The organism is Aliinostoc sp. HNIBRCY26, from assembly GCF_050235535.1.
Lineage (GTDB): Bacteria > Cyanobacteriota > Cyanobacteriia > Cyanobacteriales > Nostocaceae > Trichormus.
Genome location: NZ_CP189852.1, coordinates 3,252,146 through 3,268,706, shown reverse-complemented (window position 1 = coordinate 3,268,706; position 16,561 = coordinate 3,252,146). Strand labels below are relative to the sequence as shown.

Genomic DNA, 16,561 nt, shown 5'->3' with positions numbered 1-16,561 from the left:
ATGAACTTGATATGTGATTTATTCTTGATATCTCTCTGGAAACTTAAAACTCTTGCTCTTTGCGCCTTTGCGTGAGACAAAAATCATCCCATTAATCAGCAATGCTCACTCTTTAAACCTCTCCCCTACACACACCCTCACACCCTTTCTTAACAAAACTTTTATTGGTGAAATTCAACTATGAGCGTAATTGATACCACTGCTGTCAGAACAGAGAGAAAAGCGATCGCCTCTCCCACAGACTATCCCGACAGCCCATTATCTCAAGCTCTGAAACAGCCTGTATTACTAGGGTTATTCTTACCAATTCATCACGGTGGCTGGAGTTCATCACATTTACCTCGCACTACCGATTGGTCGTTTGACTACAATGCCAAGTTGACCCAAAAGGCTGAGGAATTGGGATTTGACCTTGTTTTTGGTTATTCCACATGGCAACCCAAGGGTGGACAAGGGCCGACTCGCACGGAAGCGGGTTTAGATGCTTTCATTGCAACAGCTTCTCTGGCTGGGATGACTTCGCGGATTCTCTTAATTTCTACCATTCACGTTCTTTATGGGCCTTGGCATCCCATTCATTTAGCTAAATTTGGGGCGACATTAGACCATATTTCCAAAGGTCGGTGGGGAATTAACGTTGTCACCGGACACCGGGCTTATGAGCATGAATTGTTCGGTTGGAGTCAAATCGAACACGATCGCCGCTACGAAATGGCTGATGAATTTGTCACTGTTTTAAAGAGACTTTGGTCAGAGACTGAGAACTTTTCTTACCAGAGTCAAAAAAGCTCTTGGCAGTTCAAAGATGCTTACATTAGCCCTCGTCCGCTTTATGGTCGTCCTGTTTTAGTTAACGCCACTGGTTCAGATGCTGGTATCGAGTTTGCAGGTCGTCATTCTGATATTGTGTTTATCACCAGTCCGGCGGGTGGAGATATAGAGAGTGCTTTGTCATCCTTACCCGCCCATACAGAACGAGTGAAACAATCTGCGATCGCCCAAGGTAGACAAGTCCGCACGCTGCTAAATCCGTTAATTGTCCTGAGAGAAACGGAAAAAGAGGCAGAAGCATACGCCCAAGCCATTGTTGACCAGGCTGATCATGAATCGATTGCGGGACGTTCCCTTGTTAGCAGCGATGCACACGCTTGGAGAGGGCATAAAAAAGGAAATCTGCGTCATAGCGTTGGCAGTGCGATCGGTGGTAATGTGCAACTCATTGGTTCACCAGAACAAATCACCGAACAACTTGTGCAACTCAATAAAGCTGGTGTTGATGGTTTCCAAATAGCCTTCTACGATTTCGAGCCTGATTTAGATTTATTTGGTAAGCGTGTTCTACCACTATTGAAACAGGCTGGTCTAAGACTTTAATCCAACCCTACACCCTCACACCGTTCGGCTGACGCTCACGGCGAAGCCCCTAAACCCTTACACCCTTCTTCAAAGATGCAAGGACAAGAATTACTCCAAAGTTTACTGCAAGCTACCACCGAAACTTTTTATATGGTTGGGATATCTGCCCTAGTTGCCATATTTTTAGGCTTGCCGTTAGGTTTATTGTTAGTGATGACTGGCCCCGGTAACTTATTGGACTTTCCCAAATTGCATAAAGTGTTGGGTGCGATCGTGAATACGGGACGGTCATTTCCGTTTATTATTCTGCTTGTCGTTTTAACACCACTCACCCGCTTAATTGTTGGTACTTCCATCGGTAGCACCGCCGCCTTAGTTCCTCTGACTCTCGCCGCCATCCCCTTTTTTGGACGCATTGCAGAAACCAGCATTTTAGAAGTTGATAAGGGACTCATCGAAGCCGCCCAAGCAATGGGATGCAATTATTGGCAAATTGTTCTGAAAGTCTTGATTCCTGAAGCCTTGCCCTCACTGATATTAGGGATGACAATCTTAATCGTGAGTTTACTTAACTCCTCTGCGATGGCTGGGGCTGTAGGTGGCGGTGGATTAGGTAATTTAGCAATTCAATACGGCTACCAACGCTTTGATGTAGGGGTAATGTTTTCTACCATTGTAGTTTTAATTGCATTGGTGCAAATTATTCAATTTTTAGGTGATTTAATTGCCCAACGTATGCGAAAACGCTAAACAAAAACCGTAACCCTCTCTTCATCAAACCTCTGCGTACCTACCCTGCGGGAACGCCTAACGGCGAATGCGTTAAAAATCCCATATTCAGCAGAAATTCCCATCATCCTTCTTAATTAAAATTCTTATGAACACACGCAGATTTTTCTTAACAGCTTTAGGTTCTCTAACTGCTTCTTTAATATTTGCCAGTTGTAGCCAACCAGCAACCCAAGAATCTAATAATAGTACGCAGACAATTAGCCAAAAAGAGCAAAAAGAAATCATTAAAGTCGGCGTAACTGGTGTAGTTGCTCAGGATATCTTGAAATTTGTCAATAATAATCTTGCCACAACAGAAGGCTTAGAAATTCAAGTTGTTACCTTTAATGACTGGATACAACCCAACACAGCTTTGAGAGATAAGGTAATTGATGCCAATTTCTTTCAGCACAGACCATTTATGAATAATGCTGTGAAGGAATTGAAAATAAATTTAGTAGCATTAAATACAGTTTATTTAAACACACTTGGTCTTTTCTCAAAAAGTCTCAAATCCGTCGGCGAAATTCCGCAAAATGCAACTGTCACAATTGCGAATGATGTCATCAATAACGACAGAGGCTTAAGGTTATTAGCAGCAAATGGTCTAATTAAGTTAAAAGAAAATGCTCCACAATTTGTTACCCGAAGAGATATTGCTGCTAATCCCAAAAACTTGCGAATCAAAGAAGTTGAAGGTGTACAAGTAGTCCGCGCCATTAATGACGTAGATTTTATTGTCTCTTCGGCTCAAACTGTTGCGCGGGCAGGGATAGAACCTAATTCTATGGGTCAGGAAACAGCTAAAGATAAAAAATATGCGCTGGCATTTGTGACGTTGCAGGGTCGAGAAAATGAAGCCAAGATTCAAAAGTTAAACAAGCTACTCGTTAACCCTAAAGTCAAAGATTTTATCAATCAGGAATATAAGGGTAGGCTTGTACCAGTTTTTTAGCAAAAATGTCTCGTGCCAAGGTTTTATTCCCTGGTTTAGAGATAAAGAAATATTGATTTGGTTTGGGCAGTCTATCGAAAGATGGTATGCTGATTTTTGTTAAATACGGTAAATCGGTCGATTTAATGTATTTAATTTGCTATCATCATCAATAGTGGCTGTTTAAACTCCTAAAAATTGACATCAAGGAGTAAATTGTGGTGAATAATTACCAAGACCACCGCTTTGCGGATACAAAAAAATATTCTGCTGGTAAGATATTAGCGATCGCAGCTTCTTTTTTAGGACTAATCGCTGCTAGTTGCAGCCAACAAACAGCTACTAATGTCTCAGCTAAGTCAGACACTACCTCAAATACGGTTACTACCAAAACTACAGAGAAAAACAATGTCATTCGCTTGGGCTACCAAAAAGGTGGGATTATTCCTCTAGCGCGTCAAAGAGGTGAGTTAGAGCGTCAGTTGACAGCACAAACTATTAAAGTTGAATGGATTGGGCCATTTGACCGTTGCGCCACACTGTTAAGTTCTCTCAATGGTAATCGAGCCGACATTGGCGGATGTGGTGATATTCCTTCTATTTCTGGAATTGCGGCGGGACAACCTCTTTGTATTGGTTCTGTACAGCGTCCAAGGCCTGATTATTTGGGTAACGCCATCTTAGTTCGGGGTGATTCTCCTATTCAGAAACCTGCTGATTTAGTCGGTAAAAAAGTAGCGGTTAATCAAGGTGGTGCAGGCGAATATCTGTTACTAAAAGTTTTGGAAAAGGCAAATATTCCTAAAGAAAAAGTCCAACGAGTTTATTTATCACCGAATGATGCCGCACCAGCTTTATATCAAGGTTCTGTTGATGCTTGGGCAGTTTGGGAACCTTATATTTCCATTGCCGAATTAGAGCATAAAGCCAGAAGAATTACTACTACACATCCTGCACCTACCTACGGCATTCTAATTGTGCGTAGTGATGCAGCGAAAGAAAATCCTGTAGCAGTAAAAGCTGCTCTGACTGCTTTAAGTGAAGATGGTGAATGGCTAAATCAAAATACTAGTGCTGCATCAGATTTTTTGGTGAAAGAGTTAAAACTTTCGGATGCAGTAGCCAAGCAAGTCACTAAAAATCGTGGCCCTGAATCTTACGTCTTTCCCAACAGTGAAGATGTTGCCAATCTCCAAAAAACTGCTGATTGGTTATTAGAACAAAAAATTATTCCTCAAAGAGTAGATATTGCTACAGCAATATGTCCGTTGGGAACTACTGCTTCTAGGTGAGGTAGGGGGAGAAGAGAGACAAAGGGGACAAGGGAGAAGAATTTTTGACTTATGATTAATAACTTGGAGTAAAAATATTATGCCTGTGGAATTTATTGGCATGATTGGTACACGAGATGCGTCTGAATTATATGGCCCCACTGTATCAATTACGGGGGGAAGTATAGATTTAAATTATGTCCGCAAATTTGCCAAAGTCCATGAAGATGGCGGCTTTGATAGAGTGCTAATTGGTTATAGTTCCACAGGGCCGGATGGTTTTAATGTTGTTAGTTATGTGGCGGCTACAACAGAACGACTCAAGTTTTTACTAGCCCATAGACCGGGTTTTGTATCTCCTACTTTAGCTGCTCGTAAATTAGCTACATTAGATCACTTTTCACATGGTCGCGTTGCTGTACATATCATTACTGGCGGTAGCGATGCTGAACAACAACGTGATGGTGACTGGCTTGAGCATGATACTCGCTATCGTCGAACTGATGAATATCTTGATGTGGTGCGCCGAGTATGGACAAGCCAAGAACCCTTTGATTATGAAGGCGAGTTCTACCAACTCAAAGGCGCGTTTTCCGAAGTTAAACCCTTACAGCAACCACATATTCCCATATATTTTGGTGGTGCTTCTGGTGCGGCTGTGGGTGTAGGTGCAAAACATAGTAATGTTTATGCTTTTTGGGGAGAACCCATAGCTGCAATCAAACAACGTATCGCTGAGGTGAAAGCCGCAGCACCACCAGGAAAAGATTTACGTTTTAGTGTTTCTTTGCGTCCGATTTTGGGCGAAACCGAAGCAAAAGCCTGGGAAAAAGCAAATTATATTCTCTCGCGAATCAATGAAATCAATACTCAGCCAGCTGCACGACCGGAAGCTGTTGGTTCATTGCGGTTGCTGGATTTTGCTCAGGAAAAGGAAATCCATGATAAGCGTTTATGGACACCAATTGCGGCTGCGACTGGTGCGCGGGGTAACACTACAGCCTTGGTTGGGACTCCTGAACAGGTAGCAGAATCATTATTTGATTACTACCAAGCAGGAGTAACAACACTCTTGATTCGTGGTTTTGACCCAGTAGAGGATGCGATCGCCTATGGTCGAGATGTAATTCCTTTAGTGCGTCAAGAAGTCCAAAGACTAGAAAGACAAACAGCAACCGTAGCTTGAGGTATCCCTAATTATGCCCCACACAAACATTCTGGAACCATTAGCAGCAGACCAATGGTTTGTTGATAGTCCCGATTTGTCTGAGTTTGTAGCAACAGCTAAAGACATTATCTCTAGCACGACTCATAACCGCGCCGAAACCCTCAATACTTTAGAACCGCACTTCGCCGCATTGTTGAAAAAAGAGAATTGGCTACCCAAAAATTTTGCCCAGCCTAATCCTGATAGTGGTTTAGGTGGAGGAATTGGACAATGGTTACTGTATCGCTCTCAGGATCGCTCCTTAACTATTTTTAGTTTGGTGATTCCTCCTGATGAAATTACACCTGTCCACGATCATTTATCTTGGGGACTGGTAGGTTTATATCAAGGTAAACAGGAAGAAACAGTATATCGTCGTCTTGATAGCGGTGAATTAGAAGGACAAGCCCAGTTGGAAGTAGTGGGAACTTATCAAGTCAAAACTGGGGATATTTATCATTTATTGCCTCCAGACAACGATATTCACTCTGTTAAAGCTACTAACGTCTTCGCTCCATCAATCTCAATTCATGTCATGGGGAATGACATTGGTAGCATTTGGCGACATCATTATCATCCCCAACAACAGAGTGTCCGGTATTTTCGCTCTGGATATTCCAATGTACTTTTCAAAGAAAACCCACACATAGCTGTTTAGCACTGGAAAAAATCAGTCTCCCTACTCCCTACTTCTTCTCCTTCTTCGCCTTCCAAGTTCCACCGTAAACGTAAAACGGGTTATTCTCACTCACATCCGTCCAACATTGAGGACAGACAAAAACCCAATCTCCGCCTAATTCAAATTTCACTCTATACAAAATCGGTGCAGGTTGAGTATTCCTACACCGATCGCATAACTTAACTCGATTTCTACCAGACATTGCCCTCACGCTATTGCTGACGCTTGGGGTTTGGCAAAAATCATCCGTCCGGCTGTGGTTTGTAGTGCGCTGGTAACTACTACCCGCAATTCACCACCGACATAATTTCTACCTTCCTCAACGACGACCATTGTACCGTCGTCTAAGTAACCAATGCCTTGGCTGGGTTCTTTACCTTCTTTGAGAATTTTCAAATCAAGGTTATCCCCTGGTAAATATGTAGGACGAACTGCGTTTACAAGGTCGTTGACGTTTAATACAGGCACTTTCTGCACGCTGGCTACTTTTGATAAGTTGTAGTCATTGGTGAGGAGTGTGCCGTTGATTTCTTGAGCGAAACGCACTAATTTGGCATCTACCGTAGGAATATCGTCATAATCGGATTGATTGATAATAATTCGATCTGGATATGCTTCCTTAATGCGGTTTAAAATTTCTAGTCCGCGTCTTCCGCGCACCCGTTTTTGGTCTTTACTCGCGTCAGCAACTTGCTGCAATTCTTGTAAGACAAACTGGGGAACGATGATTTGTCCTTCGAGAAATCCGGTTTCTAGCAGTGTTTCAATCCGACCATCGATAATACAACTAGTGTCTAAAACTTTGGTGCTGGCGGGTTTGAGTGTCCCTTCCACTACCATTGTTTCCACGGTGTTAGGATTAATAAATCGTAATAAACCCCGTCCGTGAGTATCGGCTAAATTCATGCCGGTGACGGAGAGGATAATACTACCAACCACTGCCACTAGTGGTTTAATAAAACTAAAGTCTGCCGGAATCGGTAATAAAAATAATGGGGCTAGCATTAAGTTTGCTAACAATAACCCAATCACTAAACCAATGGCACGCGTTAGAATTACTTCCAGAGGCATTTCTCGGACTTGGGCTTCTAGGCGGCGGTAGGTCGTTTGAAAACTCAACCCGACAGCACCACCAATGATGGCGGCGAAAACTGCAACAGTAAGGCGTAAGGCTTCGAGATTCGTAACGCGGTCTAAAGTCCCGTTGGGGAGTAGATCGGTACTGTAGAACCCGATGCCTGCTGCTGCCAAGATAAATGAGAGAATGATAATGGCATCAAGCATGGTTATGATGTATTCCTGCGACTGTTTTACCCAATCAAGTCAAATAAAGTGATTTACTCGTTGAGAGTAAGGAATATTTAATTAGATTAGGATGTAATGCAGGGAATGTCTGCAAATATTATAACTAAAGACCTTTCTCTTAATATTTTTCATAGTTTTGTCAAAAAACAATAAAAAGTTGTAAAGAAACTACTTATTTTCATTATTTCTAAATTTTCTGGAAGTTAAGTTAATTTTTCTGCACAAAAATGCCACAAATTAGTAAATCTTGCATTGTAAGTTCTGCTTATGTACATATTCCGTTTTGCAGACGGCGGTGCTTTTATTGTGATTTTCCGGTATTTGTGGTAGGCGATCGCTTGCGGGGAGAAAATTCTGGTAATATTTCTCGATACGTTGAGGTACTGTGTCAAGAAATCGCTACAGCACCAGTGTTTAGTCAACCACTAACAACCATTTTCTTTGGTGGTGGTACTCCTTCGCTGCTGTCTACAGAACAATTAGCACAAATCTTAAAGATATTAGAAAAGCGGTTTGGTATTGCTGCTCATGCGGAAATTTCGATGGAAGTAGACCCAGGAACATTTGATTTAGCGCATATTACAGGCTACCGTGATGTGGGTGTAAATCGGGTAAGTTTGGGTGTACAAGCATTGCAAGCAGAATTACTCAAAGTAGCTGGGCGATCGCACTCGGTAGAAGATATTTTTGCGGCTGTAGAATTAATTCACCAAGCTCAGATTCCCGAATTTAGCATAGACTTGATTTCCGGCTTGCCGCATCAGTCTTTAGACCAATGGCAAGATTCTCTCACCAAAGCAGTAGAAATCGCACCGACTCATATATCCATATATGATCTCACCATTGAACCTGGAACACCCTTCGGGCGTTACTATCAACCAGGAGATAACCCCCTACCCACAGATGAAAGCACCGTCAAAATGTATCAGCTAGCGCAGCAAATCTTAACATCTGCGGGTTATGAACATTATGAAATTTCTAACTATGCACAAAGAGGACATCAATGTCAACATAATCGAGTGTATTGGGAAAATCGACCCTATTATGGCTTTGGAATGGGTGCGGCGAGTTATATAGAGGGGAAACGCTTCACTCGTCCTCGGACTACTAAAGAATATTATCAATGGGTAGAAACAGGATGTGCGATTGATTGTGAAGTTACACCACCCCAAGAAATATTATTAGAGACTTTAATGTTAGGTTTACGTTTAGCGGAAGGCGTGAGTTTAAAGACAATCACCCAAAAATTTGGTCAACAGCCCATAGAAGTGATTCACCAATGTCTCAAACCCCATATTGCACAAGGTTTAGTAGAAATCTCTGAAGAAAGACTACGTTTATCTGATCCCCAAGGATTTTTATTTTCTAATGTTGTACTAGCAGATTTATTTAATCAGTTAGAAAACCTAGCAGTAGGGGAAATTGAGTGATGAGTGATGAGTGATGAGTGCTGAGTGCTGAGTAATGAGTAATGAGTAATGAGTAATAGACCTCTTACACGAATAATTGAACACTAAGAATATATAAATTCAAGAGTTATCTTTCTGCGTTCTTCTTTGCGTCTTTGCGCCTACCCTGCGGGAACGCCTAGCGGCGAATGCGTGAGCTTTTAAATAATATTGTTAGCAACACCAAAGTATTTATGCAAGAAGTCTAATGACTAATGACTAATGACTATTGACTATTGACTTGATACCTCATTCCTGGTAACTGTGAAACTAAACCCATCAATTCTAACTGTAATAAAGCACTAGAAACTGCGCTGGTATTCATCCCTGTTTTCTGCACAAGTGAATCAAAAGAGATAGTATCTAATGCACAAGCATTCATGACAGTTTGTAGTTCTGGTGGGAGAATTGGCAGATTTAATTGTGCTGGTGCTGGGGTGGTTTCTAGAGGGTCAATTTTGGGGATTGCGCCCAACATTTTAAGTAATTCATCTAATTCTTTGAGAATCAACGAAGCACCCTGACTGATTAATTTTAAACAACCTTGAGATGGGTAATCGTCTACTCTTCCGGGAAGTGCATAGACATCTCTACCAAAATCATTGGCGTAGGTGGCTGTAATTAGTGCGCCGGATTTTAAAGGTGCTTCTATAACTAAGATGGCGCGACTTAAACCTGCAATAATGCGATTACGTCGGGGAAAATGAGTTCGATCAGGTGGAGTTTTGGCAGAGTATTCACTGACAACTAAGCCAGCAGTTAAAATCTGTTTGTATAAATCACGGTTTGTGTGAGGATAGACGACATCAACACCAGTGCCAACAACAGCGATTGTTCTTCCGCCTGCTTTGATGGCTGCACTGTGACTTTCTGTGTCAATTCCCTCCGCCATTCCAGACACGACTGTAAAACCATTTTTCGCCAAAGCTGTGCTAATTTGACGAGTCCAGCGAATACCATAATCTGAAGGTTTTCTAGTTCCTACAATTCCTACTAGGGGTGTTTGTCCGAGATTTTCGGATAATTCCACCTCACCCCGATAGTACAAAATTGCGGGTGGGCTGGGGGTTTCTCGCAGTAATTGGGGATATTCAGCGTCAGAGGGTGTCCAGAAATGGGGATTTTCTTGTTGGTGTTGAATTAATAGTTGTTGAGGATGGAGACGCGATCGCTGTTCCACAACTTTTGTTAAAGTTTGGATACCAAACCCTTCAACTTCTGCCAATTGAGCTTTAGTAGCGTGCCATGCTGTAGCCAATGTGCCAAAATGCTGCTGTAGTCGCTGCATTAATACTGGCCCAATTCCAGAAATTTGCGCCCATGCTAGCCAATATGCGCGTTCTTCCGACACTTCGATATCCTCGCACCCAGTAAGTTAATTGTTCCCAAAATGGGCGGTGAAGAATAGGGGTGTGGGGGTGTGGGGGAGAGAAAGGGGACAAGGGAGACAAGGAAGAGGTATTTTACTCCAATGCCCCATGCCCCATTCCCAATTTCTGACTCAGCTAAAATCGAAATGTTTATTGATATGAGCTTAAATCGTGGCTACTATATCTTGTCCCAAATGTCAGCAAATCGTTGATAGTCAGGCTATAACTTGTCCCTATTGTCGCACCACACTCAAAGCCTATGGTCATCCTGGTGTGACTCTACACCGTGCTAAGAAAAATGAATATCTATGTGATAGTTGTACTTATCACGAGGATGATACCTGCAACTTCCCTCAACGTCCCTACGCTCAAGACTGTACTTTGTATGAAAATATTGCTGAAAGACAAGCTTTTTTAGAACAACAGAATAAACCTATTAGTTTGCAGACGACTATTAGTAATTGGATACAACGCTATCAGGCTATATTAATATTAGTCGTTTTGTTATTTATCTGTTTATTGATTGCGATGCGCTAAATCAGTAAAAATTACATTAAAAAATGAAAATAACTTGCAATTCCCAATCAGAGTCTTGACGCACAATTTCAATTTGTTTGATAAATTCGCGGAAGTAAAATCGGCGTTCTGCTTCTGATAAATCTAACCAAAATTGGTGAATTGACACCGCTTGAGCAACGGATAATAAATTTACTGGGGGAAGAGTGGCTAACTGGGCTTGGAGTTGAGAAATTTCGGTGCGGAGTTTATAAGCCCTTAATTTACCTGTTTCTGCATCTAAGACACCAGTTTCTACTAAATTGGGTATCTGTTCGAGGATAGATTGCTGACGAGCGATCGCTTCTTTTAAACTACTTTTAATTACATCCAATGGTGGCGAATTCAACCCCGCTACGGCTGGGACTAAATCACAGCAAACTTTTTCAATGGTATGTTCTAAAATCTCTTGGTAAGCAATAGCCCGACATTTGGGACGCTGGGGACAATTAATCGGGCGTAAATAGAGATATTCTTTATCTTGATGGCGTTGGGTGACACGGGTAATTGTCATGGATGATTGACACTGCTGACAGACAACTAACCCAGCCAAAGAACGGGGCGCACTCGCAGCACGAGGCTGTAAACGGCTATTACGACGTAAAATTCGGTCAATTTGGGCGGCTTCTTCTCTGGAAATAATAGAAATGTGGGTATCCGAGATAATTTCCCCATTTTGGTAGGCAGTATCACCCCGATAAACCGGATTAGTCAACCATCGCTTACCTGTAGTCACAGAAATTTTCTTACCATACTTTTTTCCCAGGTGACGCACCGCGCCCCGAAGAGAACCGTAGAGTAAAAAATGGTCAAAAAAATCCTTAACTACTGGTGATGTACTGCGGTCTAGAGTATATTTTCCCTTACCCCGACGATAACCGTAGGGAGGTTTACCAGGAGGTGGGGCGGCTTCTAGACGGTTGCGCGCGTGTCCTTGACGTATGCGTCGGCTGCGTTGCTGACGTTGAATTTCATAGAGTAACTTGAGTAAATCTGCCCGTAAATGAGAAGTTTCTGAGTTATAACCTTGTTCTATAGCGATAACAGTCACACCCAAAGATGTGAGATGATTGAGGCGATCGCTAACTTCTTGAACATTATCCCCCAACTCTTCCAACCGACGCACCAGCAAACAATCCCCAGATGTAGTTTCGCAGTCCTTGAGTAATTGTTGCAACTGCGATCGCCCCCCCAAATCCCCATACACCACATCCACCTCCCGCCCCCAATCAATTGACACCAGGGTGGTTTCTAATAAAGGATCAGTGTAAATGTAGGCGATGGTTTTGGGCATTGGGCATTGGGTATTGGGAATGGGGCATTGGACATGGGGCATTGGAGTAAATTTCACCTTCCCTGTCTCCCTTGTCTCCCTTGTCTGCCTTGTCTCTCTTGTCCCCAATCCCCTCACCCTTGGCTAATTTCAATTACATTCCCATCTGGATCTTTCACAAAGATAGCGGCACGACCGGATGCACTGGCTTGAATGGGATAATTTTGATGGAGTAATTCTTGTTTGGCTGCATCTAAGTCCGCAACAGAGAATGCTACATGGGGGTTACGTCCCCATTTTTCGTTGGGTTTTTCCGTGGGTACATCCGGCGCAACTATCAGGTGAATTTGATAGTCACCCACTTGATACCACGCACCAGGATATTTTAGAGTGCGATTGATTTTTGATAAACCTAGAACCTGTCCGTAGAAATTTTCCGCCTGTTCTAAGTCAGTTACAAGAATAGCTGTGTGGAGAGTTTGGGTAATCTGCATCTGATTGGGGATTGGGGACTGGGGACTGGGGACTGGGGACTGGGGAGACAAGGAAGGTAAATTTTACCCCAATGCCCCATACCCCATACCCAATTCCCAAAATTCTTTAATTTTGAATTTTGAATTTTGAATTTTGAATTGGTTAGCCCCATTCCCAATTTAAACCATAGCTTCTGCTTTCTCTTCTACAAGTACATAGGGTTTTTCTGCACCTTGGGCTAAATATTCTGATAGTTGTTTTTCAATTTGGTCGCGCACGATTTGGCGATATTCTAGAAAATGCTCGTTGTGGGCGCAGGCTGACAGGTAGTGTTCGGCAACTCCTGGGTTATTTTTGAGGATGCTAAATAAATGATGCCAGAATTTCCAGCGAGTTTCTCGTTTAATGCCTTGTCGCCAAATGACGATGAGTAAGGCTTTGACTACTACCCACTCTGGCATTTTAAATGGGGTTTTGTAACGGGGCGCGCCTAACATCATAAAACAACGATAGGTGCGATCTAAATATTTTACGGGGTCATATAAAGCACAGAAAGCTTCAATATATTCTCTGGCAATATCCTCTAGGGGACGGGTGGGGATAAAGTTCATCAACGTGGTTTGGTTGATGTTACTTTCTTGATTTTCCCGTAATCTGCCTTCTTTTTTCAGGCGATGCCACAGTGCTGTGTTGGGTAAAGCTTGTAACATAGCAAAGGTAGTGGAGGGAATGCCGGCTTGTTCGGCAAATCTGACGATGCGATCGCCTGCACCTGATTTTTCGCCATCAAATCCAATAATAAACCCAGCCATCGGACGCAATCCGGCTTTAATGATGGTTTGCACCGCATCAGTTAAGGAATTCCGAGTGTTTTGGAATTTTTTGGTGAGTTGCAAGCTATCTTCATCTGGGGTTTCAATTCCTAAGAAGACGGCGGAGAAACCAGACTCTACCATTAAATCTAGTAGTTCTTGGTCTTGTGCTAAATCTACGGAAGCCTCAGTATCAAACTTGAATGGGTATTGATGTTCTTGCATCCAGACTTTCAACTCTTTCAGCAACAATTTGACGTTGCGTTTGTTACCGATAAAGTTATCGTCTACCATGAACACACCACGCCGCCAACCTAGTTCATAGAGGTAATCTAACTCGGCTAATAGTTGGGACGGGGTTTTGGTGCGGGGTTTGCGTCCATACAGCACAATAATGTCGCAGAATTCACACTGGAAGGGACAACCGCGAGAAAACTGCACTGACATCATGTCATAAGCATCAAATTCTAGTAAGTCAAAGCGGGGTATGGGTGTGGTGGTTACGTCAGGTTTCTCGGCGGTGCGGAATGTTCCAGAGGTTTCGCCCCGTTGAATTGCTTCTACAAACATGGGTAAGGTGATTTCCCCTTCATCTAAGATGAGGAAGTCTGCACCCACGTTCTGCACGTCATGGGGTGTAGATGTGGGGTAAGGGCCTCCCACCGCTACCAATTTACCGCGCTGTTTGGCTTCTTGAATTTGCTCTAATAAATCTTGTTTTTGGACAATCATTGCGGAGAAAATCACGATATCCGCCCAAGCCCATTCTTCTTCGGTGGCTGGGCGAATGTTGCGATCCACCAGCTTAAATTCCCATTCTTGAGGTAAAATCGCCGCTACTGTGACTAAACCTAGTGGTGGTAATAGCACTTTGCGATCTACTAAAGCCAGGATTTTTTCGTATGACCAAAAGGTTTTGGGAAATATTGGATATACCAGTAGAACACGCATCTCGTATCAATCCTCACGCTTTGGTTGTGATCCCAATGTAACGAAAATAATTACTTATTGACTTTTCACTAAATTGGCTTTAGTTTACCGCTAATGGTTTTAAGTATGCAATTGTTTCGGTGGGTACTGGGGATTGGGGATTGGGGACTGGGGACTGGGGACTGGGAAGAGAGAAGATTTTGAGAAGATTTTTGAGTATGGTTGTGAATTATTTTAGTTATCAATCAATTTCATAGATTATTTCTCAAATTAACTATGGCAGTTCTATCTGACGAGAATTTGAGGTTTTAAGATTCCCGAATTTTTGGAGATGTTGAGGTTCTAGTTTCTCAGTGATGATTTAAGATTACTATATAAAAGGCACGATAAATCGCGCCTCTGAAATCAAATTCGGGATTTATTTTTTACTAATTTCACTATTAGCTATTGACCATGATTCATCTGACATTTGGCGCATAACCCGAAAAACTCTAGAGTGTGGTAGAAAACTTTAAACTTATGGGTTACTTGTAACTGGGTTTCTAAATCATGCACAGGGCATTGATGGATAGGAATCGACGCACCACATTGCAGGCAAGTTAAGTGATGTTTGTCTTGTTGTACTAAACTATACAAAGCTTCCCCATTGGCTAAAGTCCGTACTTGCACCAAACCTTCAAGTTTGAGGGCTTCTAGAGAGCGATAAACTGTAGCCAAACCCATACTCTGATTACGATTGCGTAGTTCCACATAAATATCTTGGGCGGAAATCCCTTGTTTCATGCTTTGCAGTAGGGTTAAAATTTTTTCTTGGCTGCGGGTGCGTATAACTCTCATAGACTTTTTGGAATATAGGAAGCTTATTGAATGTCAATTAATAAATCAACTTTAACGGTTATATAATCTTACTCTTACCTAGTTGGAACAGAAAGTTATAGTATAGCGATCGCAGCATTCAGCAAAAGCCCGTGCAAACCAAGTATCTAGCCAAAATTTTTGTCACTCTTCGTCCTTCAGTCTTAGATCCGGCTGGCGTAGCTGTCCAATCTGGTCTCCAGCAAATGGGATACGATCACGTAGAAAACGTCAGGATTGGGAAGTATATTGAATTAACAATTACTTCCACCGAGGAAAGCAAAGCGCGTCAAGACATGGATCGCATCTGTGACCAAATGTTAGCAAATCCTGTCATTGAAAATTATCGTTTTGAGCTAATTGAAGTAGAAACGCAAACGGGAGTTTTTTAGGGAATTGGGGACTGGGGATTGGGGATTGGGGATTGGGGACTTGTACTGAGCTTGTCGAAGTATTGGGGATTGGGGACGAGAGAGACAAGGGAGACAAGGGAGACGAGAGAGACAAGGGAGATGAGAAAAACTGTTCCTTGTTCCCTATTGACTAATGACTAATGACTAATAACTAATATGAAATTTGGTGTTGTAGTTTTTCCTGGTTCTAATTGCGATCGCGATGTTGCTTATGTCACTAGAGACTTGCTAGGGCAGCCAACGCGCATGGTTTGGCATCAAGATACGGATATTGACGATTTGGATGCTATCGTTATCCCTGGGGGGTTTAGCTACGGGGATTATTTACGCTGTGGTGCGATCGCGCGATTTTCACCTGTAATGCAGCAAGTAGTCACCCATGCCCAAAAGGGTAAGTTAGTCTTGGGAATTTGTAACGGTTTTCAGGTGTTAACTGAAGCTGGACTTTTACCAGGGATACTTACCAGAAATCGGGATTTGCATTTTATTTGCGATCGCGTCCCGTTAACAGTGGAAAATCAAAGTAGCCCTTGGATGCAGTCTTACGCTACCGGTGAAGTGATTACTTTACCCATTGCCCACGGTGAAGGACGGTTTTACGCTGATCAAGCAACTTTATCTGAGATTGAAGGCAATGGACAGGTAGTTTTACGTTATGCAGGCGAAAACCCCAACGGTTCGCTAAATAATATTGCGGGGATTCGTAACCGTCAGGGTAATGTTGTTGGGATGATGCCACACCCAGAAAGGGCATCTGATCCTATGCTGGGTGGTGACGATGGATTGAGGTTGTTTCAAGGTTTACTAGAAAAGGTAGCCGCTTTGACGTAATTACTGGCTCTAATACGCATGATATTTTGTTTAATTATGATCAAGGCACAGTTTGACTGTGCTTTTTTATTGAATAA

Annotated in this window: 17 protein-coding genes; 10 read left to right on the top strand and 7 right to left on the bottom strand. The window is 42.5% G+C overall.

Annotated features, from left to right (window positions below):
* The first annotated feature begins 180 nt into the window (after positions 1-180).
* The 6 genes from ACQFX9_RS13980 (at position 181) to ACQFX9_RS13955 (ending at position 6,197) form a co-directional block, all read left to right on the top strand.
* Complete coding sequence (locus ACQFX9_RS13980) at positions 181-1,374, top strand: LLM class flavin-dependent oxidoreductase (protein ID WP_427162551.1); 1,194 nt, start codon at positions 181-183, stop codon at positions 1,372-1,374.
* A gap of 75 nt (positions 1,375-1,449) precedes the next feature.
* On the top strand, positions 1,450-2,106 hold the full coding sequence (locus ACQFX9_RS13975; protein WP_427162550.1) for a methionine ABC transporter permease: 657 nt from the start codon (positions 1,450-1,452) through the stop codon (positions 2,104-2,106).
* A gap of 127 nt (positions 2,107-2,233) precedes the next feature.
* Positions 2,234-3,082 carry a MetQ/NlpA family ABC transporter substrate-binding protein gene (locus ACQFX9_RS13970; RefSeq protein ID WP_427162549.1) on the top strand — a complete coding sequence of 283 codons (849 nt, stop codon included), beginning with the start codon at positions 2,234-2,236 and terminating at the stop codon, positions 3,080-3,082.
* Between the two features lie 197 nt (positions 3,083-3,279).
* Complete coding sequence (locus ACQFX9_RS13965) at positions 3,280-4,353, top strand: aliphatic sulfonate ABC transporter substrate-binding protein (RefSeq protein WP_427162548.1); 1,074 nt, start codon at positions 3,280-3,282, stop codon at positions 4,351-4,353.
* Between the two features lie 79 nt (positions 4,354-4,432).
* Positions 4,433-5,518, top strand: coding sequence for an LLM class flavin-dependent oxidoreductase (locus tag ACQFX9_RS13960; RefSeq protein WP_427162547.1), 1,086 nt, complete (start codon positions 4,433-4,435; stop codon positions 5,516-5,518).
* Between the two features lie 13 nt (positions 5,519-5,531).
* Positions 5,532-6,197, top strand: a complete 666-nt coding sequence (locus tag ACQFX9_RS13955; RefSeq protein WP_427162546.1) for a hypothetical protein — start codon at positions 5,532-5,534, stop codon at positions 6,195-6,197.
* Between the two features lie 28 nt (positions 6,198-6,225).
* Here the strand turns inward: ACQFX9_RS13955 and ACQFX9_RS13950 are convergent, their stop codons facing one another.
* Entirely contained in the window at positions 6,226-6,420 is a 195-nt protein-coding gene (locus tag ACQFX9_RS13950) for a hypothetical protein (protein WP_427162545.1), read from the bottom strand.
* A gap of 5 nt (positions 6,421-6,425) precedes the next feature.
* The gene (locus ACQFX9_RS13945; protein WP_427162543.1) at positions 6,426-7,502 is read right to left on the bottom strand and encodes a PIN/TRAM domain-containing protein; all 1,077 of its coding nucleotides are present in this window, start codon (positions 7,500-7,502) and stop codon (positions 6,426-6,428) included.
* A 248-nt stretch (positions 7,503-7,750) separates the two neighbouring features.
* On the opposite strand from ACQFX9_RS13945, the gene hemW reads away from it, so the two are divergent.
* Positions 7,751-8,953, top strand: coding sequence for a radical SAM family heme chaperone HemW (gene hemW / locus ACQFX9_RS13940; protein ID WP_427162542.1), 1,203 nt, complete (start codon positions 7,751-7,753; stop codon positions 8,951-8,953).
* 244 nt (positions 8,954-9,197) lie between these two features.
* On the opposite strand, the gene dprA is transcribed toward hemW, so the two are convergent.
* A complete protein-coding gene (gene dprA, locus ACQFX9_RS13935) occupies positions 9,198-10,322 on the bottom strand; it encodes a DNA-processing protein DprA (RefSeq protein ID WP_427162541.1) in 1,125 nt (374 codons plus the stop codon).
* A 190-nt stretch (positions 10,323-10,512) separates the two neighbouring features.
* Here dprA and ACQFX9_RS13930 point away from each other — a divergent pair, with 190 nt between their 5' ends.
* The gene (locus tag ACQFX9_RS13930) at positions 10,513-10,878 is read left to right on the top strand and encodes a zinc ribbon domain-containing protein (RefSeq protein WP_427162540.1); all 366 of its coding nucleotides are present in this window, start codon (positions 10,513-10,515) and stop codon (positions 10,876-10,878) included.
* 16 nt (positions 10,879-10,894) lie between these two features.
* On the opposite strand, the gene ACQFX9_RS13925 is transcribed toward ACQFX9_RS13930, so the two are convergent.
* The 4 genes from ACQFX9_RS13925 to ACQFX9_RS13910 all read right to left on the bottom strand — a co-directional run bounded on the left by ACQFX9_RS13925 (position 10,895) and on the right by ACQFX9_RS13910 (position 15,222).
* Positions 10,895-12,190, bottom strand: coding sequence for a recombinase family protein (locus ACQFX9_RS13925; RefSeq protein ID WP_427162881.1), 1,296 nt, complete (start codon positions 12,188-12,190; stop codon positions 10,895-10,897).
* A 113-nt stretch (positions 12,191-12,303) separates the two neighbouring features.
* On the bottom strand, positions 12,304-12,663 hold the full coding sequence (locus ACQFX9_RS13920; protein WP_427162880.1) for a VOC family protein: 360 nt from the start codon (positions 12,661-12,663) through the stop codon (positions 12,304-12,306).
* A gap of 159 nt (positions 12,664-12,822) precedes the next feature.
* Positions 12,823-14,406 (bottom strand): B12-binding domain-containing radical SAM protein, encoded by a 1,584-nt coding sequence (locus ACQFX9_RS13915; RefSeq protein ID WP_427162539.1) that lies wholly within the window; start codon positions 14,404-14,406, stop codon positions 12,823-12,825.
* A gap of 423 nt (positions 14,407-14,829) precedes the next feature.
* Positions 14,830-15,222 carry a Fur family transcriptional regulator gene (locus tag ACQFX9_RS13910; protein ID WP_427162538.1) on the bottom strand — a complete coding sequence of 131 codons (393 nt, stop codon included), beginning with the start codon at positions 15,220-15,222 and terminating at the stop codon, positions 14,830-14,832.
* A 131-nt stretch (positions 15,223-15,353) separates the two neighbouring features.
* Between ACQFX9_RS13910 and purS the strand changes: the two genes are divergently transcribed.
* Both purS and purQ read left to right on the top strand, forming a co-directional pair.
* Positions 15,354-15,632 (top strand): phosphoribosylformylglycinamidine synthase subunit PurS, encoded by a 279-nt coding sequence (purS, locus tag ACQFX9_RS13905; RefSeq protein WP_103137781.1) that lies wholly within the window; start codon positions 15,354-15,356, stop codon positions 15,630-15,632.
* 177 nt (positions 15,633-15,809) lie between these two features.
* A complete protein-coding gene (gene purQ, locus ACQFX9_RS13900) occupies positions 15,810-16,484 on the top strand; it encodes a phosphoribosylformylglycinamidine synthase subunit PurQ (RefSeq protein ID WP_427162537.1) in 675 nt (224 codons plus the stop codon).
* The last annotated feature ends 77 nt before the right edge of the window (positions 16,485-16,561 follow it).